Source organism: Caballeronia sp. RCC_10 (genome assembly GCF_041360715.1).
GTDB lineage: Bacteria > Pseudomonadota > Gammaproteobacteria > Burkholderiales > Burkholderiaceae > Caballeronia > Caballeronia grimmiae.
Genome location: NZ_JBFUPT010000002.1, coordinates 437,310 through 460,379, shown reverse-complemented (window position 1 = coordinate 460,379; position 23,070 = coordinate 437,310). Strand labels below are relative to the sequence as shown.

20 protein-coding genes are annotated in these 23,070 nt (G+C 63.6%); 7 read left to right on the top strand and 13 right to left on the bottom strand.

From position 1 onward, the window contains the following. Positions 1-18 precede the first annotated feature (18 nt). Positions 19-1,182 (bottom strand): FMNH2-dependent alkanesulfonate monooxygenase, encoded by a 1,164-nt coding sequence (gene ssuD, locus AB6804_RS06545; RefSeq protein ID WP_370885764.1) that lies wholly within the window; start codon positions 1,180-1,182, stop codon positions 19-21. 284 nt (positions 1,183-1,466) lie between these two features. Between ssuD and AB6804_RS06540 the strand changes: the two genes are divergently transcribed. Next, positions 1,467-2,423, top strand: a complete 957-nt coding sequence (locus tag AB6804_RS06540; RefSeq protein ID WP_370885763.1) for a sulfonate ABC transporter substrate-binding protein — start codon at positions 1,467-1,469, stop codon at positions 2,421-2,423. 1 nt (position 2,424) lies between these two features. On the opposite strand, the gene AB6804_RS06535 is transcribed toward AB6804_RS06540, so the two are convergent. Further along, the gene (locus AB6804_RS06535) at positions 2,425-3,624 is read right to left on the bottom strand and encodes a YbfB/YjiJ family MFS transporter (protein ID WP_370885762.1); all 1,200 of its coding nucleotides are present in this window, start codon (positions 3,622-3,624) and stop codon (positions 2,425-2,427) included. An 80-nt stretch (positions 3,625-3,704) separates the two neighbouring features. Continuing rightward, a complete protein-coding gene (locus AB6804_RS06530) occupies positions 3,705-4,640 on the bottom strand; it encodes a LysR family transcriptional regulator (protein WP_370885761.1) in 936 nt (311 codons plus the stop codon). A 111-nt stretch (positions 4,641-4,751) separates the two neighbouring features. Between AB6804_RS06530 and AB6804_RS06525 the strand changes: the two genes are divergently transcribed. Continuing rightward, positions 4,752-5,492: an alpha/beta fold hydrolase gene (locus AB6804_RS06525; RefSeq protein ID WP_370885760.1), complete on the top strand. Its 741-nt coding sequence runs from the start codon at positions 4,752-4,754 to the stop codon at positions 5,490-5,492. A gap of 78 nt (positions 5,493-5,570) precedes the next feature. Here AB6804_RS06525 and AB6804_RS06520 read toward each other — a convergent pair whose 3' ends face one another. The 6 genes from AB6804_RS06520 to AB6804_RS06495 form a co-directional block, all read right to left on the bottom strand. Next, positions 5,571-6,521, bottom strand: coding sequence for a hydroxymethylglutaryl-CoA lyase (locus tag AB6804_RS06520; RefSeq protein ID WP_370885759.1), 951 nt, complete (start codon positions 6,519-6,521; stop codon positions 5,571-5,573). Between the two features lie 13 nt (positions 6,522-6,534). After that, positions 6,535-7,896 (bottom strand): MFS transporter, encoded by a 1,362-nt coding sequence (locus tag AB6804_RS06515; protein ID WP_370885758.1) that lies wholly within the window; start codon positions 7,894-7,896, stop codon positions 6,535-6,537. 101 nt (positions 7,897-7,997) lie between these two features. Next, the gene (locus tag AB6804_RS06510) at positions 7,998-8,813 is read right to left on the bottom strand and encodes an enoyl-CoA hydratase-related protein (protein ID WP_370885757.1); all 816 of its coding nucleotides are present in this window, start codon (positions 8,811-8,813) and stop codon (positions 7,998-8,000) included. Next, on the bottom strand, positions 8,810-9,979 hold the full coding sequence (locus AB6804_RS06505) for a CaiB/BaiF CoA transferase family protein (protein ID WP_370885756.1): 1,170 nt from the start codon (positions 9,977-9,979) through the stop codon (positions 8,810-8,812). Before AB6804_RS06505 ends, AB6804_RS06510 begins: the two co-directional genes overlap by 4 nt. After that, positions 9,976-11,715 carry a hydantoinase B/oxoprolinase family protein gene (locus AB6804_RS06500; protein ID WP_370885755.1) on the bottom strand — a complete coding sequence of 580 codons (1,740 nt, stop codon included), beginning with the start codon at positions 11,713-11,715 and terminating at the stop codon, positions 9,976-9,978. The genes AB6804_RS06505 and AB6804_RS06500 overlap by 4 nt, the downstream gene beginning before the upstream one ends. Positions 11,716-11,718: 3 nt before the next feature. Further along, complete coding sequence (locus AB6804_RS06495) at positions 11,719-13,764, bottom strand: hydantoinase/oxoprolinase family protein (RefSeq protein ID WP_370885754.1); 2,046 nt, start codon at positions 13,762-13,764, stop codon at positions 11,719-11,721. 162 nt (positions 13,765-13,926) lie between these two features. Here AB6804_RS06495 and AB6804_RS06490 point away from each other — a divergent pair, with 162 nt between their 5' ends. Next, positions 13,927-14,865, top strand: coding sequence for a LysR family transcriptional regulator (locus AB6804_RS06490; RefSeq protein ID WP_370885753.1), 939 nt, complete (start codon positions 13,927-13,929; stop codon positions 14,863-14,865). 38 nt (positions 14,866-14,903) lie between these two features. Here AB6804_RS06490 and AB6804_RS06485 read toward each other — a convergent pair whose 3' ends face one another. Together AB6804_RS06485 and AB6804_RS06480 are read right to left on the bottom strand one after the other, a co-directional pair. Next, positions 14,904-15,800: an ATP-grasp fold amidoligase family protein gene (locus AB6804_RS06485; protein ID WP_370885752.1), complete on the bottom strand. Its 897-nt coding sequence runs from the start codon at positions 15,798-15,800 to the stop codon at positions 14,904-14,906. A 405-nt stretch (positions 15,801-16,205) separates the two neighbouring features. Further along, entirely contained in the window at positions 16,206-16,469 is a 264-nt protein-coding gene (locus tag AB6804_RS06480) for a hypothetical protein (protein ID WP_370885751.1), read from the bottom strand. A gap of 1,697 nt (positions 16,470-18,166) precedes the next feature. Here AB6804_RS06480 and AB6804_RS06475 point away from each other — a divergent pair. Further along, entirely contained in the window at positions 18,167-19,420 is a 1,254-nt protein-coding gene (locus AB6804_RS06475; protein WP_370885750.1) for a glycosyltransferase family 4 protein, read from the top strand. Positions 19,421-19,424: 4 nt separating this feature from the next. On the opposite strand, the gene AB6804_RS06470 is transcribed toward AB6804_RS06475, so the two are convergent. Then, a complete protein-coding gene (locus AB6804_RS06470) occupies positions 19,425-20,534 on the bottom strand; it encodes a nucleoside hydrolase (protein ID WP_370885749.1) in 1,110 nt (369 codons plus the stop codon). Positions 20,535-20,685: 151 nt separating this feature from the next. On the opposite strand from AB6804_RS06470, the gene AB6804_RS06465 reads away from it, so the two are divergent. Further along, positions 20,686-21,039, top strand: coding sequence for a CidA/LrgA family protein (locus tag AB6804_RS06465; RefSeq protein ID WP_370885748.1), 354 nt, complete (start codon positions 20,686-20,688; stop codon positions 21,037-21,039). Then, a complete protein-coding gene (locus AB6804_RS06460; protein WP_035962477.1) occupies positions 21,036-21,770 on the top strand; it encodes an LrgB family protein in 735 nt (244 codons plus the stop codon). Before AB6804_RS06465 ends, AB6804_RS06460 begins: the two co-directional genes overlap by 4 nt. A 12-nt stretch (positions 21,771-21,782) precedes the next feature. Here AB6804_RS06460 and AB6804_RS06455 read toward each other — a convergent pair whose 3' ends face one another. After that, a complete protein-coding gene (locus AB6804_RS06455; protein ID WP_370885747.1) occupies positions 21,783-22,808 on the bottom strand; it encodes an alpha/beta fold hydrolase in 1,026 nt (341 codons plus the stop codon). Between the two features lie 51 nt (positions 22,809-22,859). Here AB6804_RS06455 and AB6804_RS06450 point away from each other — a divergent pair, with 51 nt between their 5' ends. Continuing rightward, positions 22,860-23,063: an MARCKS-like protein gene (locus AB6804_RS06450; protein WP_370885746.1), complete on the top strand. Its 204-nt coding sequence runs from the start codon at positions 22,860-22,862 to the stop codon at positions 23,061-23,063. The last annotated feature ends 7 nt before the right edge of the window (positions 23,064-23,070 follow it).

Sequence of the window (23,070 nt, the reverse complement as noted above, 5' to 3'; positions counted from 1 at the left end):
GAGATTGCGGTTGCATGTTCAGCTCTGGCTCGCGCTAGGCAGATAGCTATTGCCGACGATTTCGCCGAACGGTCCCGACAACGGACCGGACTTCTTCTCGGCCTGCACCCCGCGCTCGCCGAGAAGCGGGAGCACGAGTTCGGCGAACCGGTACGACTCTTCGAGATGCGGATAGCCGGAAAGAATGAACGTCTCGATGCCGAGGTCCGCATATTCCTTCATGCGCGCCGCCACTTGTTGCGGAGTGCCAACTAATGCCGTTCCGGCTCCGCCGCGCACGAGGCCCACGCCCGCCCAGAGGTTCGGATAGATTTCGAGCGTCTCGCGGCCGCCGCGCTTGCCGCCGTGCAATTGCGCCATGCGGCGCTGGCCTTCCGAGTCCATCTTCGCGAAGGCGGCCTGCGCACGCGCGACCGTCTCATCGTCGAGATGGCTGATCAGGCTGTCGGCCGCCGCCCATGCCTCCTCTTCGGTCTCCCGCACGATCACATGCAGGCGGATGCCGAAGCGAATCTTGCGGCCCTGCGCTTGTGCGCGGGCGCGTATATCGTCGAGCTTCTTCCTGACCGCTTCGGGCGGCTCGCCCCAGGTGAGATAAGTATCGATATGCGTTGCGGCGATGTCATGCGCCGCCGCCGACGAACCGCCGAACCACAGCGGCGGATGCGGCTTCTGCACCGGCGGATACAGCACCTTGCCGCCCTTCGATTGCAGATGCTTGCCCTCGAACTCGATCGCTTCGTTCGTATGCGATGCGCTCAGCAGATTGCGCCAGACATGCAGGAATTCATCGGTGATTTCGTAGCGCGTGTCGTGATCGGCGAAGAGGCCGTCGCCTTCCAGCTCGGCTGCGTCGCCGCCCGTGACGACGTTGATCAGCAGTCGCCCGCCCGACAGTCGATCGAACGTGGACGCCATGCGCGCGGACAATCCCGGCGACGACAAACCCGGGCGGATCGCGACGAGAAACTTCAGCCTCTTCGTGGCCGCGATGAGGCTCGATGCCACGACCCATGCGTCTTCGCACGAACGTCCTGTGGGAAGCAGCACGCCTTCATAGCCGAGCGTATCGGCGGCGGTTGCAATCTGCTGAAAATACGAGAGGTCAGCGGCGCGCGCCCCTTTCGACGTGCCGAGATAGCGGCTGTCACCGTGGGTCGGGATGAACCAGAACACATTCATGCGCTATTCCTCTTTGCCTTCGTTGAGCGTTGTCTGACGGCGATGCCGTCGCAGACGAGTAGGCCAGTTTAAGGACGCGCGTGTCTGCCGCGAACGATGGAATTCAGCTTTGGTTTTCTGCTTTAGTGCTTTGCAGGCGGCAGCGGCGCGTCTATCGCGATGATGGTGATTTGCTTAGTCGAATAGATCATTTCGCGGCGCTCGTGCGCCTCGTTAGCATGGCGGACCGGGCCGTCTCGCTGAAGCAGGCGGTCGCGTCACTCATATGCCGGAGGCTTTGCACCATGAATCGCACGGCATCGAAAAGCCGCCGAATCTTTCTGGCCGCGCTCGCCGGAACGCTCGGAGGAATGGCGGCGCCGTCCTGGGCCAAGTTCGAGAACGATCGCTTCAGAATCGGTTATCAGAAGGCCGCGAGCACGCTCGTATTGCTCAAGGCGAACGGCACGCTCGAGAAGCAGCTGGCGCCGCTAGGCGTAAAAGTGACGTGGACCGAATTCCCCGCTGGCCCGCAATTGCTCGAAGGGCTGAATGTCGGCGCGATCGACTTCGGCTACGTCGGCGAAGCGCCGCCCGTGTTCGCGCAAGCGGCGGGCGCGGACTTCGTTTACACCGCCTATGAAATTCCGACGCCGCGCGCTGAAGGCGTGATCGTCCCGCAAGACTCGCCGATTCAAATCGTCGCCGATCTGAAGGGCAAGAAGATCGCCTTCAACAAGGGATCGGACGTGCACTGGTTCATCGTCGCGTTGCTGCGCAAGCACGGGCTCGCCTATACCGACGTTCAACCGGTGTTTCTCGCACCCGCCGATGCGCGCGCCGCGCTCGAACGCCGGTCCATCGATGCGTGGGCGATATGGGACCCGTTCCTCGCGGCGGCGCAGGCGCAGAGCAATGCGCGTTTGATCGCGGACGCAGATGGCGTGGCGAGCCATCATCAGTTCTTCCTGAGCCAGCGCGAATTCGCGCAGAAGCGCAAAGACGTAATCGGCATCGCGATGGATGCGCTCGGCAAGCAAGGCCAATGGGTCAAGCAGAATCCGGCGCAAGCCGCCGCACAACTCGCGCCGATGCAAGGGCTCGACGCCGCGATCATCAAGACCGGACTGGAGCATTACGAGCACGTGTATCGTCCGATCGATTCATCCGTGCTGGACCAGCAGCAGCGCATCGCGGATACGTTCTATGAACTCAAGCTCATTCCGCGCAAGATCGTGACGAAGGACGCGGCGCTGGCCTGATTCACTTCGACCGCGCCACCGCAACGACATCGACCACGAACGCGACGCCGAGCGCCGCCGCGCCGATCGCGAACAGAAGGCGGTAGTCGCCGCCGCTATGCGAGAACAGGAACGACAGGCCATAGGCGGATGCGGCCTGCATCACGGCGAAGCTCGTCGTCGCCGTGCGCCAGGCGCGTTTTTGCGCGGCGGGATGATGTGCGAGCAGTTCGTTCACGCGGCCAAGCACGAGCGGCACGATGCCCGGCGTGAACGCGCCGACCACGACACTCGATACCATCAGCAGCGCCGCGCCCGAGGCGATCACAGGCAGCACGACCGCGACGAGCTGAAGCACGAGCGCGACACGCAACGCACGGCCAAAGCCCGCGCGATCCGCGAGATGCCCGCTCAACAGCGGCCCTGCAATTGCGCCGAGTCCATACAGCACCCAGTATTGCGCGCCCGCATCGACACCCTTGTCTAGCCCGCGTGCGACGTAATCGACGAGAAAGATCATGTGCGGCACGAGGCCGACCGCGTTCAGCCCGTACTCCGCGAAGAGGGCGCGCAACGCGGGCGTCGGCGGCGATTTCGCTTTCGGTTGCTCGTTGACTTGGGATGACGGCGCATCGTGCGCAGGCCATCCGTTCCACGCGATGACCGTCAGCAGCAGCGACACCGCCGCAAGCCCGAGCCACGTCTGTCGAAGCCCTTCTCGCAGCAACAGCGGCACGATGGTCCCCGATGCGGCGATGCCCAAGCCGATGCCGGTGAAGATCGCCCCGCCCGCGAAACCGCGCCGCGATGGCGCGACGTGCGCGAGGATCGTCGGGGCGGCAAGCACCATCAGCGCGCCGCCGGATATCCCCGACGCGAGCCGCCACACGAAGAACCACGCGAACGAGACCGGAAACGCGCACGCGATGAACGCGATGGTCGCGAGCAGCATCATCGCGCGCAGCACGGTTGCCGGACGCGCGTGACGAACGAGCGCGCCCGCCGACAGCGCGCCGACCAGATAGCCGCCGAGATTGGCCGCGCCGAGATAAGCCGCCGTCGATGCGGGAAACCAGTGCGCGCCGATGATCGCCGGCAGCAGCGGCGTATAGGCGAAGCGGGCAAGCCCGATGCCGACGAGACTCGCGCTCGCGCCCGCCAGCACGCCGCGCCATACCTGAAACGTCGCGCCCTCCGGTTGATTCGACACTGCGTATCGCATACTCCCTCCGTACCATTGCACGCAGTTTATATTCGCGCGATTCGCGAGAGAATCGGCGGCCTACGGAAGAGACTCTTTCGCTAAACGGTCGATTGCCGCTGCGTACCGATCCGCAATCGCTTGAACTGGCGGCGCAAACGCGGCGTCGCGAAATCGACGAACGCGCGGACTTTCGGCACGGCGAGCCGTCCTTGAGGCGTCAGCAAATGGACGGGCAACGGCGCGTGCTCGCTGTCGGGCAGCACGATGCGCAGCGCGTCGTCCTGTACTTCCTTCGCGACGTGATACGAAAAGAGCCGCGTCACGCCCTGCCCATCGACGGCGGACGCTACCGCCGCCCGCACCGTGTTGACGATGATGCGCGGCGCGAGCTGCACGACCTGCGGAATCGCGGAGCCGCTCGATGCGGGAAAGCTCCATGAATCGAGGCCGAAATGCGTCATCGAGATGATGCGATGCTGCGCAAGATCGGCGGGGGTATCGATAGGCGGATGGGCGTCAAGGTATTCCGGCGACGCTGTCACGACCCGCCGCACTTCGCCCACGGGAATTGCGATGAGCGTCGAGTCCGCGAGATGCGCGATGCGCAGCGCGATATCGATGCCCTCGTCGATCAGGCTCACGGGCCGGTCGAGCAATTGCAGGCGCACGGATACGGCGGGGAAGCGCGCGAGGAAGTCGTCGAGCATTGGCGCGAGCAACGCTTCGCCGGCGGCGACCGGCGCGGTGATCGTCAGCAGGCCGCGCGGCGCGGAGCGTTCGTGCGCGACGAGCAGGTCCGCTTCTTCGAGATCGGTCAGGATGCGCCTGCATGCGGACGCATAACGTTCGCCCGCTTCACTCAGCTTGATGGTGCGCGTGGTGCGATGAAGGAGCGCGGTGCCGGTATGCGCTTCGAGAAAGGCGATGGCGCGGCTGACGGCGGCGGGCGAACGTCCGAGCCGCCGCCCCGCGCCCGCGAGACTGCCTTCGTCGAGGGTGGCGATGAAGACTTTCATCGCGTCGATTCGATCCATGAAGTGTGCGGGCGATGGTTGAGTGATGCACGAAGTCTAACCGCGCACTGCACGCATCCGCCGATGCGTTGTACGATGCTTCACCATTGCGCATTCACGGAGCATGAACGCATGTCGTCCACGCACGCAAGCCCGGCAAGAACCTTTGTCCTGATTCACGGCGCATGGCATGGCGGCTGGTGCTGGCGCTTCGTCGCGGACCGGCTCATGGCGCGCGGGCATCGCGTGTTCGCGCCGTCGCTGACGGGTCTTGGCGACCGGCGTCATCTCTTGGGCGCGGCGACGTCGCTCGATGTGCCGATTGCGGACATCGAGAATCTCATCGAATCGGAAGAACTGAGTGATGTAGTGATCGTCGGTCACAGCTTCGGCGGGCTGGTGGCGTCGGGGGTGGGGGACCGCAGGCCGGAGGCGATACGCTCGCTCGTCTTTCTCGATAGCCTGCTCGTCGAGAACGGACAGGCCGCGTTCGATGTGCTGCCGGCCAATGTCGTGAAGGAGCGCATGGACTCGGTGGAAGCGAGCGGACAGACGCTTGCAATGCCCGTCAACGGACTGGCGGGCACGGCCATTCCGGACGATCACCCGCTCGCGGACTGGGTGCGCCGCCGCTTGACGCCGCATCCTGTCGCAACGTATCGCACGCCGTTGCATCTGAAGCATCCGCTCGGCAATGGCTTGCCCTGCACGTACGTGCATTGCGCGAATCCTTCTTATGACACGCTCGCGGGGGTGCGGGAACGGGTTCGCGCGCTGCCCGGCTGGGGATGGGAATCGATCGATACCGGGCACGATGCGATGATTCTTGCGCCCGACTTGCTGGTGGAGGTGCTGGAGAGGCTGGCGGGGTGAGTCTCCCCGCATGAGTGCCGCGAACGCAAGGTTTCGCTCGCCGGGTATCCGCCCAGTGTGAGCGGATACCGGGCGGCTTCACGCGACCACCGCCTCCCTCGCCCGAAACGTCTTCGGCACCCCCGCCCGCGCGATCGCACCGGTAAAGGCCTCGCCCGGCAACCATTGCGCAAGCGTCTCGCGCATCGCCAGCAGCTTGTCCAGGTCGATACCCGTCTTCAGCCCTTCGGCTTCCAGCAGGAACACCGTGTCCTCGGTATTGATGTTCCCCGTCGCGTTCGGCGCGAACGGACATCCGCCCAATCCGCCAAGCGATGAATCGAACACGCGCACGCCGGCATCGAGCGCGGCGAGGACGTTCGCCAGCCCCAGGCCGCGCGTATCGTGGAAATGACACGCCACCGGCACCGCACCGGCCAGCGCGCACACCTTGCTCATCAGCGCACGCACTTGCCCGGGATTCGCATAGCCGACCGTATCGGCGACGGTGATCTCGTCCGCGCCCGCCTCGATCAGCTTGTCGACGAGACCGAGCACCACGCTCTGCTCGACCTTGCCCGCGATAGTGCAGCCGAACGCCGTCGCGACGCCCGCTCCTAGCACGACGCGCGGCGCGCGATCATCCCGCTCCGCGACGATGCGCCCGAAGTCCTCCAGCGACTCCGCCGTGCTGCGGCGCACGTTCTTGAGATTGTGCGCATCGCTTGCCGACAGCACGTAATGCACTTGCGCGACGCCCACATCGAACGCACGCTGCGCGCCCTTCAGGTTCGGCACGAGCGCCGACGCGTGCAGGCTGTCGATAGCGAGCGCGCCGCGCGCCACATCGACTGCATCGGCGAACTGCGGCACGACCTTCGGCGGCACGAACGACGTGACCTCGATGTCGCGCACGCCCGCATCGACCATGCGGCGGCACCAGTCGAGCTTCTGCTCCGTCGTGAGAATCTTGCCGACCATTTGCAGGCCATCGCGCAAGCCGACTTCGCGCACACGGACAGCGGGCGTGCCAATCACTGCATCATTCATCTCGATGTTCCTTTCAAAGCGTCGCATCCGCGACAGTCGCGCCGCCTTCGGCACGGCTTTCTTCCTTCGCGGCCGCCGCCGATGTCGTGGGCGCGAAGCGCACCGCCGCAATCGCGCCGAGCACCATCAGCAGCGCAATCGCACCGAGGCCGCCGACCATGCTGTTCGTGAGCGTCTTGATGGAGCCGATGATCATCGGGCTCACGAAGCCGCCGAGCAGGCCGAGGCAGTTGATCATCGCAACGCCACCGGCCGCGCCGCTGCCGCGGATGTAGTCCGTGGAGATCGCCCAGATCAGCGGATTCGGCGCGAGAATGCCCGCCGTCGCGATGGAGAGCGCGACAAGCGACAGCGCGAGGTTGCCGGTCGTGAACGCCGCGATGACGAGGCCCGCCGCGCCGCACACCATCGGGATCGCGCAGTGCCAGCGGCGCTCCATCGTGCGGTCGGAATGGCGGTTCAGCGTGACGAGCGCAACCCAGCTCACGAAGTACGGAATCGCTGAATAGCAGCCGATGGCAAGCGAACTCGTCACGCCCGCGCTCTTGATGAGCGTCGGCAGCCAGAAGCCGATGGCGAAGACGCCGGCGATCTGCGTGAACCAGACGAAGCCCATCACGTAGACGCGGAAATCGCGAAGCGCGCGGGCGAACGTATGTTCAGCGTGCGTCGCCGAAACGCTCGACGTCTTGCGGATATCGCGCAGCACGAGGTTCTTCTCGGCTTGCGTGAGCCACTTCGCCTGCTCGGGGCCGTCCTGCAGATAGAAGTACGCCATCACGCCCAGCACGCTCGCGGGCAAGCCCTGCACGATGAACATCCACTGCCAGCCGTGCAGCCCGGCATAGCCATTGAAATAGGTCATCAGCGCGCCGGAAAGCGGCCCGCCGAAGAGACCGGCGATACCCGTCGCACACGTGAAGATCGCGATGACTTTCGCGCGGCGCTCGACCGGATACCAGCGCGTGAGATAGAAGATCACGCCGGGATAAAGACCCGCTTCCGCGAGCCCGAGAAAAAAGCGCACGGTGTAGAGATGCGAAGGCAGCGTGACGAAGGCCGTCCCCGCGGCGATCACGCCCCAAAGAATCATGATGCGCGAAAACGTCCGCTTCACGCCGATGCGCGCAAGCAGCAGATTGCTCGGCACTTCCATCAGCACGTAGCCGAGGAAGAAGATGCCCGCGCCGATGCTGTAGGTGAGATCGCTGAAGCCGACATCGTGCTTCATGTCGAGCTGCGCAATGCCGATGTTGATGCGATCCAGAAACGCGAACACGTAGCACAGGAACAGGAACGGAATCAGCCTGCGCGTGATCTTGCCGTAGGTCTGTTCCGCGTCGGGCGCGTCGAAACTGCCAGGGTTGGGGGTCATGTCTGTCTCCTCCGGTGAGTCCGGGTGTCGTGCCGGCCAGTCGATGCCGGCCGGTGCTTGCTTCATGCCGCTTGCTGCGTGCTGCACGTGGACATCGGCGCTCAGCGGCCCTTGAACGCGGGCGGGCGCTTCTCGTTGTAGGCGCTGATGCCTTCCTGCCTGTCCGCCGTCGGAATCAGGCGGTTGTACGCCTCGATCTCGACATAGAGGCCCGTGCGCAGATCGCCCTGAATGCCGAGGTCGATGGCCTTCTTCGCCTGCGCGACAGACAGCGGCGCGCTCGTGCAGATGTCGCGTGCGGCTTCGATCGCATCGGCGAGCACGCGGCCGGGTTCGCACAGCCGGTTGACGACGCCCCACGCGAGCGCTTCATCGGCGGTAAAGCGCGCGCCGCGGAAGATCAGCTCTTTCGCGCGCCGCGTGCCGATGGTGCGTGGCAACTGCTGCGTGCCGCCGCCGCCCGGCATGATGCCGCGCTTGACTTCGGTGAAGCCGAAGACCGCATCCTTCGCGGCGTAGGCGAAGTCGCACGCGAGCAGCAGCTCCAGTCCACCCGCCACCGCCGATCCGTTCGCCGCGCAAATGAGCGGCAGCGGGCAGTAAGTGATCGCGCGGTTCATGCGCTCGAAGAGATAGTGCTGCACGCCGAAGTCTTCATCGGTCATGCCTTCGCGCTGCTTCAGGTCCGCGCCGCCGCAGAATGCGCGATCGCCCGCGCCCGTCAGGATCACGCAGCGATACAGCGACGGATCGGCCTCCAGCGCGCCGAACACGCGGATGATCTCGTGGCCCATCGCCGTGCTGATCGCATTCGATACGGCCGGACGGTTGAGCGTCACGACCAGAATCTGCTGATCGATTTCTTCGAGTTGCAGCGTTTCGAGCGGCGCGTGGCCGAGTTGCTTTGCCAGTTTCAAGGTGTCTCCAGTGGCGTCTTGGCCAGCAGATGATTGTGTTCGCCGAGCCGGGGCGTGCGTCCGACGTGCGCGGGCCGCGCGCCGCCGAATGAAATCGGCACGCCGACGACCGTTGCGGCGCCATCGTCGGTGGTGCGCAGCAGGTCCAGCGCCTTCGTCTGTTCGTGCGCGACGACCTGATCGATTGTCTGAAGCGGGCCGCTCGGAATGCCGGCGGCGTCGAGCGCGGCGAGCCAGTGCGCGCTGTCCGCCTTGCGGAACTCCGCGTGCAACAGGTCGATCAGCTCGACGCGGTTCTGCACGCGTGCGCCGTTGGTGGCGAAGCGCGTATCGGCGGCGAGCGCGGGGACCGCGAGCACGTCGCACAGCCGGCGGAACAGGCGGTCGTTGCCGGCAGCGACCATGATCGTGCCGTCCGCGCATTCGAACGCCTGATGCGGCACGATCGCGGCCGTGCCGGAGCCCCAGCGTCCCGGCAGCACGCCCGATGCGAGATAGTCGGCGATCTGAATGCCAGCCCAGCTGATCGCCGTCTCGTACAGCGATACCGAGACCACTTCGCCCTCGCCCGTGTGCTGCCGCCGGAACAGCGCGGCCAGCACGCCGATGGCGGCCCACAGTCCGGTGCCCATGTCGTTCACCGAAACGGGGATGCGGCTCGGCGGCTCGCCCGGCTGCCCGAGAAAGCTCATGAGGCCCGACAGCGCCTGCACGAGCGGATCGTAGCCGGGCTTGTCGCGCAGCGGCCCCGACGTCCCGAACGCGCCGAGATTGCAGTACACGAGCGACGGTTTCATGCGCAGCATTTCGTCGGCGCCGAGACCGTACTTTTCGGTGCCGCCCGCCTTCAGGTTCTGCAGCACGACATCGGCGCGGGTGCGGATGAGCGCGCGAAGCGCATCGGCTTCATCGGGATTAGACAGCGACATCGCGATGCTCGACTTGCCGTGATTCACCGCATGAAAGAGCGCCGCCGCGCCGTCGATGAACGGCGGACCCCAGTCGCGCGCATAGTCGCCGCCGTCCGCGCTTTCGATCTTGATGACCGTCGCGCCGAGCGAGCCGAGGATCATGCCAGCATACGGCGCGGCGAGGCTGTGGCCGATCTCGACCACGCACACGCCTTCGAGCGGCAACGGCTTTGCCATGTCGTCGCGCGTGCTCATTCGGCGGTCACCGCGAGCGCGGGTTCGTCGTGCGCCACGGTCTCGCCGTAGCCGTAGAAGCGGTGCGCGGCGTCTGCGCTGATGTAGCCATCGGCGACATCGGCGGCCACGCGTTCGCGTTCGCGCGTTGCGGGATCGCCATATCCGCCGCTGCCCGCGGGCTGCACCGTCACGCGATCGCCGCGATACACCACCGTCTGCCCGCCCTTCGCGGCCACTTTCTGCTCGCTGCCGTCCGCGCGCTGCACCGTGCACTGGAAGCGCGTGCCCGGCAATCCGCCGAAGTGGCCTTCGGGCGCGGAGCGGCCGCGTTCGCCGGATACCGTGAAGGTCGCTTCGTCGTATTCGATGCGATACACGCGCCGCGACGTGAGCCCGCCCCGCCGTCGCCCCGCGCCGCCGCTATCGGTGACGAGCGACCATTCCTCGACGACGAGCGGCGAGGTCGCTTCGATCATCTCGATCGACTGGCTGCCCGCATTGCCGACATACACGCGCACGCCGCTCACGCCGTCCTTCTCGGCGCGTGCGCCCATGCCGCCCGCGTGGACGTCGTGCATCGTGACGAAGGCCTGGCCCGTCTGCGCGACGCGCGCCGCGTCGGTGTCGCGTCCGCTGAAAATGCCCGCGCACGACGCGCAGTTGCTCTGGCCGGTGATGCGTTCCGGCACCGCGGGCGCGAGCGCCTTCAGCAGCAGGTCGATCACGCGCGGCGAGGTCTCCGTATTGCCCGACACGACCGAGGCCGGGTATTGGCAATTCAGCACGCTGCCTTCGGGCGCGATGATGGTCACCGGGCGATAGCAGCCCTGGTTGATCTGGATCGCCGGATCGGTCAGCGCCTTCACGGTGAACCACGTGCTGTTGCAGGTCACGGAAAGCGGGCAATTGATGCCGCCGCGCACTTGCGGACCGGTGCCGGTGTAATCGAAGGTGATGTGATCGCCTTCGACCGTCACCTTCACCTTGAGGAGCGGCCGCTCCTGCTTCCAGCCGGGCGCTTCGATCGGATCGAGGTACTCTTCCGCTTCGTAGACGCCGTCCGGAATGCGCGCGATCTCCGCGCGGATCAGCTTTTCCGAATGATCGAGGCTCTGGCTCATCACTTCGGCGAGCGCATCCGCGCCGTACTTCGCGACGAGTTCGCCGATGCGCCTGTCGCCGACGAAGGTGCCCGCGTATTGCGCCTGAATGTCGAGCAGCAGCTCGTGCGCGTTGCGGCTGTTCTTCGTGAGCAGGTTCAGCATGTCTTTCACCGGCTCGTCGTTGCGATACAGCAGCACCGGCGGAATGCGGATGCCTTCCGCGAAGATGTCCCATGTCGTGACGGTATAGCTGCCGGGCGACTGCCCGCCGATATCGGTCCAGTGGCCGCGCGTCATCACGAACGCGACGATCTTGCCGTCCGCGAACACGGGGCGCGTGAACTGCACGTCCGGCTGGTGATTGCCGCCGCCGACATACGCGTCGTTGCTGACGATGACATCGCCGGGGCGCAGGTTCTCGCGGCCCACGGCTTCCACCGATACGCGCGTCGAGATGACGGCCGAACCGAGCATCGTCGGGATGTCGTTGCCCTGAGCGACGAGCTGCATGTCGGCGTCGAAGATCGCGGCGGAGGAATCGCCGCTTGCGTGCATCAGCGGGCTGCCCGCGGTGCGCATCATCGCGATTTTCATTTCGCGCGCAACGGCGAAGAGACTGCTGCGGATGATTTCGTAGGTGACGATGTCCATGAATCAGGCTGCCAGTTCGATGACGAGGTTGAGATCACGATCGACGCGCGCGACGTGCGACGCCTTCAGCACCGCGCAACTGCTGTGCTCTTCGATCACGGCCGGCCCTTCGATCGCCGCGCCCACCGGAATCTCGGTGCGGGCGAACACCGGCAGCGTGCGGACGTTGCCGTCGAAATACACGTCGCGCGTGCGGGTCGGTGCGGGCATCGCGCCGCCGTTGCGTTGCGCCGCGCTGCCGCGCCAGCCGGTCGACGTGACGAGTTGCAGCCGCACGTTCGCGACGACAATCGGCTTGTCCTTGCTGACGAAGTTCCATTGCCGCAGATGCGCCGCCTCGAAGTTCGCCGCGAGCGCATTGCAGACGCCTTCGGCTTCGTCCTGCACTTCGACGGTGATGACATCGGGCTGGCCGGCGTAGCGGCAATCCGCGAGACGCACGACCTTCACGCCGTCCGCATCGACGCCATGACGCTGGAGTTCTTCCATGCCTTGTGCGCGCAGATCGTCGAGCGCACGGTTCAGCGTGGCGTCGTCGATCTTCGAGAGATCGCTTTCGAGGGGACGCTGATAGTCGTATTGCTGATCCGCGACGGTCATGCCGAACGCGCTGAACAGTCCCGGCAGCGGCGGAATCACGACGCGGCGAATCCCCATTTCCTGCGCGAGATCGACCGCGTGGACCGGGCCCGCGCCGCCGTAGCAGATGTAACTGAACTCGCGCGGATCGTAGCCGCGCTCGACGGTCATGATGCGAATGGCCTGCGCCATCAGCGCGTTCGCCACCGAGCGCACCACTTGCGCCGCTTCGGGCACGGAAAGACCGAGCGGCTTTGCGATCACCTCCTCGACGACACGCCACGCGGCCTTCGCATCGAGCTTGAATTCGCCGCCGAGGAAGCTGTCCGGATCGATATAGCCGAGGACGAGATTGCAATCGGTGACGGTCGGGCGCGTGCCGCCGCGTCCGTAGCAGGCGGGGCCGGGATCGGCTCCCGCGCTTTCCGGTCCGATCCGCACGCCGCCGCCCGCGTCGATCCACACGATGGAGCCGCCGCCCGCGCCGACCGAATCGATATCGATGCTCGGCGAGCGCACCGTGTACGTATGCAGCACGCTCTTGTTGCGCAGTTCGGGGCGGAAGTCGCGGATCAGCGAGACATCGAACGTGGTGCCGCCCATGTCGCCGAGAATCGCGTTTTTCAGTTCGCTCTTCTCGCAATTGCGAATCGCCGCCGAAACGCCGCCCGCCGGTCCGGATTCGAGGAGCACGATGGGACGGTCCGCGACCATCGCCGGGCTCGCGAGACCGCCATTCGATTGCATGAACAGGAACTTGCCCGCGAAGCCCAGTTGCGCGAGCGCATTGATGAGCCGGCCGATATAGCGGCCGCAAACGGGGCCGAGCATCGCGTTGATGACGGTGGAGCTGGCGCGCTCGTACTCCATCGCTTCCGGATTGACTTCGTGCGATGCGCAGATGAAGCGGTCCGGCAACAGGCGGCGCAGCGCATCGACGGCCTCGCGTTCGTGCTGCGGATTCACGTGCGCGTGCAACAGGCAGACGGCGACGGCTTCGACATCCGATTCGCGAATCTGCGCGGCAATGCGTTCCAGTTCGGCGTGATCGAGCGGCGTGGCGACGATGCCGTCATAACGCATGCGCTCGGTCACTTCGAGCCGCCAGCGGCGCTCGACGAGCGGGCGCGGGTTATCGAAGAGCAGATCGTAGAGGTCGGCGCGGTCGTGGCGCGAGACGCGGCGCAGTTCGAGGATGTCGCGAAAGCCGTGAGTCGTGACGAGCGCGGTTTTCGCGCCGGTGCCTTCGACGACCATGTTGGTCGCCATCGTCGTGCCGTGTCCGAGGAACGATACGTCCGCGCTCGCGGTCCCCGACAGTTCGAGAATCTTGCGAAAGCCTTCCACGGTGCCGACGACGCGATCCTTCGGCGTCGTGGGAACCTTGGTCGACCAGATGCGGCCCGTTTCGTCATCCACCATGACGACGTCGGTGAAGGTGCCGCCGACATCGATACCGATTCGTTTCAATTGCGTCTCTCCATGTACGTTGTGCTGTTTGAGCGCCATGCGCGTTGCGGCTATGATCTGCCGCACTGAAGGCATCGGGCATCGACGGGCTCAGTGTAGAGAGGACATGGCCCGGCCAGATAATGAAACGTTCCGATCAGGTGAATCAGTGGAGTTATATCGGTGATAACCAGTATCGACGCGATCCTGCGGCGCTTGCGCGGGAACCATGTCGCGCTGTTGATCGCGCTCGACGATCACGGCTCGCTTCGCCGAGCGGCGCAGCAGGTCTCGCTTTCTCAGCCCGCGACGACCAAATCCCTGCGCGAAATCGAAGCGATGTTCGGCGCGGAACTGTTCGCGCGCTCGCCGCGCGGCATCGTCGCGAATGAGCTGGGGCGCTGCGTGATCCGCCATGCGCGTGCGGTGCGATCGGAGATCGGCGCATTGCGCGATGAACTCGCGGCGATCATGCGTGGCGGCGGCGGGACGCTTGCCATCGGCGCGGTCATGGGCAGCATGCCCGTGTGGCTGACGCCGATCCTGCGCTCGTTGCGCGAGGTGCAGCCCGATATATCAGTGGAAGTGTGGGAGGACAACAGCGCGCGGCTTCTGTCGATGCTCGATCAGCGCCTGCTCGATCTGGTTATCGGCCGGCCGAGCATCAGCGTACATCCCGATGCTTACGACTTCGTGCCGCTCGAAGCGGAGGAAGTGTGCTTTGTCGTGGACGGCGCGGATCCGCTTGCGAAGGTGGAGCGCATCGAGCTTGCCGATCTGACCAGCAATCCGTGGATCGTGCCGCAAGCCGCGCTGCCGATGCGCTCCTTGCTCGAACAGCTCTTCGACGACAGGCAGTTGCCGTTTCCGCGCTATGCGATAGAAACGTCATCGACATTTGCGACCTTGTCGTTGCTGCGTTCGGGAAGCGGGACGGTCGGCCTCGTGCCGATGAAGGTGGCGCGCTACTTCGAGGAACACGGGCTGGTTGCCGTGCTGCCGATCATGATCGACCGGCGCGGGCCGCCGTATGGCATCGCGACCCGGCGGGGCGCGACGCTGCCGCAGCCGGTGCAAAGGTTCATCGATCTATGTCTCGCGAAGCGTGATGCCGATGCTTGATGCCGATGCGTATGCCGATGTTTGATCCGCTAGCGTGATCAGGCTTTCTCGGTGGCCCACTCCTGGCGGATCGTTTCGAGCATTCGGCCCCATTCGTAATCGACGCTATCAGGGGACATCCGCAAGACTCCCGCGCCCGGCGTGAAAGTTAGCTCGCCGAAATAAATGTGCTCTCTCAGCGAGTACAGATCGACGCGCACGTACTCGAAGTCTCTTGCGAGTTCACCGGCCGTCTTCAGCAACGCATCGAGATTCGCGGGACGCGGCACGGGCTTGTCGCTCGGCTTGTAATGGCCGAAGCGAATGTTCTGCAGGTTCCAGTTAGCATCGAAGGTGTCGCCGTGCGGCGTTTCGCCAAAGCGATCCGATATCACGAGGATGTAGATCGTCTGCTTGCCGGACTTCTCGTTGAAGACGTGGAACTTGAGATCGGGCGGAACGGTGCCGGTATCGTCGAGCAGCAGCTCTTCGAAGAAGATGCGCGGCTTGATCGCGCGATAGTGCCGCTCACGCGCGATGCGATAGAAGTCCGTCGATAGCCACGATTGCGCGAGTTGCGACAGTTCCTCGAAGGAGGTCGTCGATTTGTCGCGGACCACCTTGACGAAACCGCTGCCATGATTGGCCTTCATCACGAAGGCGTTAGGCAGTTCGTCGAAGACGGTCTTCGTGAAGACCGCTGGGGCAGCGAGCAATGGAATCAGATATTGCGGGCCGATTTTTCTTGCGATGTAGTCGCGGACCGCGAGCTTGTCGCTCAAGTCGACATAGCGCGGATCGGGGTGCAGACAGCGCCGAAGGATCTGCTCGTTGAACGTCAGGGGACGCCGCAGATTCGGGAATCGCCCAATGCGCCTGCGATGAACGAAGCTCAGGAACACATCGTCCGGCAACCACACCTTTGCGCTGTCAAAGAGCCGTTTCGAAAGCGACATCCGGTATTCTCCGTGTGACTAATTTTGTAATCTTGGTCGTAGCTCAAGCCCCGTTTCGTTAGCGAGCGCCTGACGTCGTTCACCGGTGCGGTGGACTCGAAATCGTCCCAAGCCGCCGATGCCCCGACCGTGCGGCAACCAACAAAACGAAACCAAAAGACTTGCCTGCCGATTTTGCTTGTATTAAGCGGCTGGTAAAGCGCCGCTCCTCGTTGAACGAGCGTAGCAGACGCTTAGTGGGAACCGGAGCGCGTTTCCACACGCTGTGGGGCATATTTTCGTCTTGACGGTGCATTAGCAAGACAAATTCCCGGCGGATGTGCGGATGTGCGGGTGCGCGGGTGTGTCGGCTGTCGCGACGTTAGGGGTTCGAAAGGTTTAGATAATGCGGTGGCCGTGTGGCCTTTAGTCCGCCAGGTTGCTGAAAAGGTCGGGCGTGGCGTCGCTCGCGGGCTGCCTGCGCTGGAATGAGCCACCGCGCGCTTGCTCGAGCATATCCGGCGGCAACCACGTTTCTTCCATCTGAGCGATGCCGCGCTCGATCATCTGCTGCAAGAAAAACGACTGCTTGTGTCCCGTTACTTCTGCCAATAGTCGCAATCGCTGTTCGATCGCGGGCTCGACACGTACCGCGACCACCTTCAACTTGTTTTCGGCGGTCCTTCTCACGTTTGCTCCTTTTGCTGCCTTGTTAGTGCCAGGGTTCGCGCCGATTGGGACGCGGATGCAGCGGTGCTTCTACCATGAAGGTTCGGTGGGGGGCAATGGTTTTTTGGGCGAGGTGGGGCTGTTCGCGTTTGGAGCGGCTTGTTAGGTCCTTTTCCGCGCAGTTTGGCGATGCCACGCCACAAAGCCTTCGCGAATAGTGTGTTCGTCAGTTGAATATGCGAGATCGTTTGGACATCGACAATCGGCTGGATCACTTGATGAGGTCGTCGCTCATGTCGTTCAATCGTTGCCGTTATTCAGACAGGTTGCAGTGATGGGTGTCCTGTCGGTCCGGTCCTTCGTCATGATTTTCCAGACCCTGGCCGCCCCTGTGCATGACGCGCGATTCTACGCAACTAGTTCTAGCCGAGGCTATCGATTGCTCCAGGTTCGGAACAGGCCGCTGGGAACAGCAACTCCTGGCCCCCTCCTCGACATCGTCCGGCGTCTGTCGCCGCGCCCGCGTGTGCCGACGCGCCAGTTCTCAATGAGGCGAGCGCGGCCCCGATCAATTCCAGCGCCATCAGTGCAAGACCATCGTGCGCATAGCCGAACAGGAGCAACAGTTTCGTCGCGTCATGTTCGACGCATTGATCGTTTTCCAGCGTGATAGTGCGCGTCACCGGAGGAAACGCGACACCCCCGTGCAGAAGGCAGAGCAAATAGTCAAGCACCGTTGTACGAGAAGGCAAGACCGTAAGTATGTCGCGTTAGAAAACGTTCACCTCACGCAACGCGTCAAGACCATTCCACAGTCATGGCGCTTCAATTTCGATTGACACAAGCCTGCGCATCTGCGCACCGACCCGCCGATCTTTCTAAAGATGAAGCTCTGCGGACGATGGATCGAGCAAAACGGGGTTTCAGGCACGGTAGCGCCTGAGGCATGAGATAACCGCATTCGAGTATCTATACGTGACGTGGCTACGATGGCTGGTGAAAACGCCCGGGGAGTTAGCGCACGTCGCTCGGATGCTTGTCCAGACTTGATTAATTGCCTCCGGCAGGTGATGACGCCTTCTGTATAGGTAGTACTTCGTAATATCTATTCTCGTTCTAACGAAGCGTCGTTTGGACGCGAGACGTCGCCGCGAATTCGCTTGCCTAGGCGAAAAGGCCACGACATCGTGCAGCCGATCCACGCCGTCCCCCGACAGTTCCCACCGTTCGACGACAGATCCACGGTAATGCCCTTGCGCTCGTAGCATCGGCGAATCGGCAGCGCGGCTTCAGCGTCTGTGGTCCCAACTTACCAACTGACGAATAGTGTTAGTCATCCCGCCGCATGTGAACCTTCGTCGCAACTACACTCAAACGAGATGCAGGAAGTTCACGCGAAGCACACGTAACTTATTCATTACGCCGTCACTAACCCGGCAATATTTGCAGACGAATCGCGTCACTAAATCAGCATGATTCACAACGGATCGATTCAAAGCTAGCATTGCATTTGCTTACGTTTCGCTTTGCGCCTTCTCAAGCATTTTGGCTTATCCTAAACTCCTGCTTACCGGCTGGAGCGATGCCGCAACTACGCTGTCATGTTGTGCGTCTAATCCGAGATGGCTGCAGCGGTGCACCCCTTGCCTTCTGGTAACTGTCTTCGGGCCGACAGCGAGGGTGCCTTATCGTAGGACGACGACACTACTTCAAACGCCGTGAAAATACTCATCGTCAACACGTTGTACTATCCGGACAAGATCGGCGGAGCTGAGGTATCGACGCAACTGCTCGCCGAGGGACTCGTCAGGGCAGGCATGGACGTGTGCGTCGCCTGTGCAACGGGAACAGGCAAGGATAGCGTCACCGAATACAACGGGGTCAAGGTTTATCGTCTGCGCTCGGCCAACCTGTATTGGCCACATGCGCCCAAGAAGCGCTCGCGCGTCGCCAGGTTCATCTGGCATGCCATCGACGTCGTCAATGTCGTCATGTCGCGCAAGCTGCGCGAGATCATCGCGCGGGAAAAGCCGGACATCATTCATACGAGCAATCTCGCCTGTCTGTCCGTCGACGTGTGGCGCGCTGCGCGTGCCGCCGGCGTGCCGATCGTTCATACCGCACGCGACTACTACCTCATGTGCCCGGCGACGACGATGTTCTCCGACGTCGAGCCCTGCAAACGGCAGTGTGGTTCATGCGCTTTGTATTCCGCGCCGAAAAAAGCCGCGTCGACGCGTGTTCAGGTCGCCGTGGGCGTCAGCCGCTTCGTGCTGCAAAAGCATCTGAACAGTGGCTATTTCCCCGAAGCGACACGCACGGCTGTCATCAACAACTGCTATGTCCCGAGCCAGGACGCCGTTACGCACATGAAACCACGCTACCAGGGCGGCCCTGTTCGTCTTGGCGTGCTTGGCCGCGTGGCGCGAGACAAAGGCTCGGAAGTCGTGCTCGAACAGCTCGCCGCCGACAACACGCTCGACTGGACGCTCGTCTTTGGCGGCAAGGGCGACCCGGATTACATCGACGGCCTCAAGCGCAAATACGACGACCCGCGCGTGCAGTTTCTCGGTCACGTGAAGCCCGAGGACTTTCTTCGCAGCATCGACATTCTGATCGTGCCGTCGATCTGGCATGAGCCGTTCGGCCGCGTGATCGTGGAAGCCTATTCGTATGGCTTGCCGGTCGTCGGTGCAAATCGCGGCGGCATTCCGGAAGTGATCGAGCCGCGCTCCAATCTCGTCTTCGACATGGAGCGTCCGCACACGCTGATCGAGAAGATTCGCGAAGCCATCGAGTTGCTGAAGGAACCGTCCGTGCACGACAGGCTGCGCAAGCACGCCGATACCTTCAGCCCCGACTCGATGGTCAACGCCTATCTCGACGTCTATCGCAGCGCGCTCGGCAACGCCATCAAAAGAACCGTCGAACCCGTCACGCCCGCGATAACGCCGAAAGCGCGAATGGACTGAGCCGTCACTGAAATTTCACCGGCACCGGACTCGTTAGCAAGCCCACGTAGAAATTAAAGAAGCGGTCGTTGTCATACCGCGTCACGTAAGTGATCTTCTGCGGCGACGCGCCGGCTGCCGGCGCGTCGGGATACACACGCACATGCCCCTGATCTTCGCCGGGCGTCGTATCGATATCGAGGTAAGCGCTCTGCGTCTCTTTGGCATACGTGGGATCGAGAAAGTATCCGATGGTCAGCGTGTCGTAGATATTTGTATTGCTCGCAAATGCGCCCGCATTCGCGATGGCATAAGCCTGGGTGACCGGCGTCTTTCCTGTCGGCGGATTGACGATCTGGTTATAAACGCTCTCCGTTAATGGAACCGTATTGGTCACGTCGAGTGGAATCACCCGCTGCGGAATGGTGGTTTGCAACAGCGTGCGCACCGCCACCGGATCGAACCACCAGTTCAGTTCGCCCACTGCATTCGCATTGCCGGGCACGTTCATCGCGCCGCCCATATACACGATCTCCTTGATGAGCGGCACGATCTCCGGCGCTTTCTTCACGGCTGTCGCGAGATTCGTCGGCGGTCCGACTTCGATGATGGTCACCTGATTCGGATAACGCTTGATCGCATCGATCATGAAATCCGCGGCGGCTTCGGCCTTGAGCGTCGTCGATTGCGCGAAGCCGTCGGGCGGCGCCGTCAATTGCGATGACTGGGTCGGCTCCGGACGCATCCACGCGCCAAAATAGCCGTTCGGATTCGCGGCCTGCTGCGCGCGAATGCTCGCGACGTCGTATTGCAGCGGATAATTCGCGCCGGCATACACGCCGACCTTGTCCTGCACGCCCATGCGCTCGACGGCCTTCAGCGCATCCGCCTGTTCCTGCAGCAGCCAGTCGTTGCCGGTGACGACGCACAGCCCGAGCAGGTTGACCTTGCCCTGCCCCATCAACTGCGTCGTCATTGCAAAGAGCTGGCCGTCGTCGCCCATCGTGTTGAAGTCGGAATCGATGATGACCTTCGGTGCGTCGTTGTAAGCATCGTGATGATCCGAGCCGCCGCAGCCGGCGACGATGCCGGCCACCACGACTGTGACGAGTCCTGCTGTATTGCGAGGCGTCATCGTTGTCTCCTGAGTCGTTCGACTTATCGTGCGAATCGTGGCCGCCGATGTCAGCGGCTTCTTCATTCTAGGAGCATTCCGTGCAATCGTCGGCTGGACTATGATTTGCTCGCGCGGCTTGCCGCTCGGAACAATGAACACAGGACTTGCGATGCTTCTCTCACTGGCCGTGCTGCTGCTCTTCCAATGTCTTGGCGAGGGCCTTTCGTATCTCTTCCAGCTGCCGGTGCCCGGCCCGGTCGTCGGCATGTTGCTGCTGCTCGTGTTTCTGATGGCGCGTCCGCGCGCCGCCGATGCGATCGAACCCACCGCGAACGAATTGCTGCGCCATCTCTCGTTGCTGTTCGTGCCGGCAGGCGTCGGCATCATGGTGTCGGCGAGCGCGTTGCGCGGCAATGTGCTGGCAATCGTGCTCGCGATCATCGTCAGCACGACGCTCGGCATCGCCGTGACCGCGCTCGTCATGCGCGCGCTGATGCGTGATCGTGAAGGGAGCGCGCGATGACCGCGTTCCCGCAAATCAATGCGATATGGGTCTATCTGGCCGCATCGCCGCTGCTCGGATTGACGATCACGCTTTTCGCGTATCTCATCGCGCAGTGGATCTACGCGCGCTGCCAGTTCAATCCGCTGGCGAACCCGGTGTTGATCGCCGTCGCCATTCTCGTGGCCGTCTTGCAGATCAGCCGCACGCCGTATCCGACTTACTTTGAAGGCGCACAGTTCGTGCACTTTCTGCTGGGGCCGGCAACGGTTGCGCTGGCCTTGCCGCTTTATCGGCAACTGGGGAATCTGCGCAAGCTCGCCGCGCCATTGATCGTGGCGCTCGTTGCCGGGTCGATGACGGCGATCGTGTCCGCTGTCGCGATCGCATCGTGGCTCGGCGCATCGAAGCAGACGATCGCCTCGCTTGCGCCCAAGTCCGCGACGACGCCCATCGCGATGGCCGTCGCCACGTCCATCGGCGGCATTCCATCGTTGACCGCGGTGCTCGTGATATCGACCGGCATCTTCGGCGCGGCGTTCGCACGCGTGATCCTCAACGCGCTGCGTGTGACGGAGCCGGAAGCGCGCGGCTTCGCGCTCGGCGTGGCATCGCATGGCATTGGCACGGCGCGGGCGTTTCAGGTCAGTCAGCAAATGGGCGCGTTCGCCGGCCTCGGCATGGGGCTCAACGGGATACTGACGTCGATACTCGTGCCGCTCGTCGTGCCGATGCTCACCGCGTGGCTCTGAGCGGCTCGCGCATCACTCGATCGCCATTGCCTCGACCGCATCGCCGATGCGGCCGGCGTCGTCGTAATGAACCATGTGCCCGCCATGCCGTACCACCGATAGCACGCTCTGCGGAATGTCCCGCGCAAGACGGCTGGAATGCGCGTGCGGATCGACCACGACATCGTCTTCGCCCGCGAAAATCCGCACGGGGATATCCACCGCTCGATAGTGCTTCGACAACTCGCTCGCCGCCGGCACCATGCACGCCGCATCTTCGCCGATAGCCCGCATTTGCGACGGACGAAGCACGATCTGGCGCTGCACGTAATGGCCGAACTCGGGCGGCACGTCGGAGGGCGCGAACATCGCACGCACGTTCTGGTCGAGCAACAGGCGCCCCATGACGGGCGACACGGTATAGCGAATGACGTCGCCGACCACGGGAATCGCAGCGGGCGCGGTGAGCAGAACGTCGTATCGCGCGGTCGGATAGTAATAGCCCGAGATGAGCGTCAGCCCGCGAATCTCGATGCGCGGCTCGATGGCCATTGCCAGTGCGATCTGGCAGCCGAGCGATTGCCCGACCACGACCGCGCTCGTCAGGCCCATGCGCCTGAGCGCGAGTTGAAAGAGCGCGGCCTGCTCCTGCGGCGTCCAGACGCGATCGCGCGGGCGCGTGCTGAAGCCGAAGCCCGGACGATCGAACGCAATCACACGATGACGCTTCGACAGGCGCGCGACCAGCCCGCTCGCGATGAAGTCCTGCAGCGTGACGAGATTGCCGTGTACGAGCAGCACCGTGGGGCCTTCGCCTTCGTCGATGTAATGAAGGCGCACGCCGTCGACGTCGATGAACTGACCGATGGGCGGATGCTCCCGTTCGGCCCGCCGTCCACGCCACGCGGCCCACGCCGCGATGCCGACGGATGCGGCCGCAATGCCGGCGAGAAGTGGGTTCGATGAGGAAACGCTGGATCGTGATGGACGCATATAGGAGAGAAGGAGGCGGGGACGAGCCAGCGAAGCAAGCAGCCGGCGTGCCACGCATCGGAACATCGCTTGCTCGATGAGGCTAGGCCCACTGCTCACACTGACGAGGCACGCGCGATGAACCAGCAAGATCACATCGAAGGTCAACCGGTTCCCGGCCATACCGAGAACATCCCGACCAATCCAGCGGATACGCCGCAACGCGGCCCGACCGGAGACCGCGCGCCTGACGCGACGCCCGACGACAAGCCCGGCACGCCGCCCGGTACGCAAAGCGAGAGCGACCGCCTGAAGACGCCGGAAGACGGCAATCCGGTCTGACTTGCGC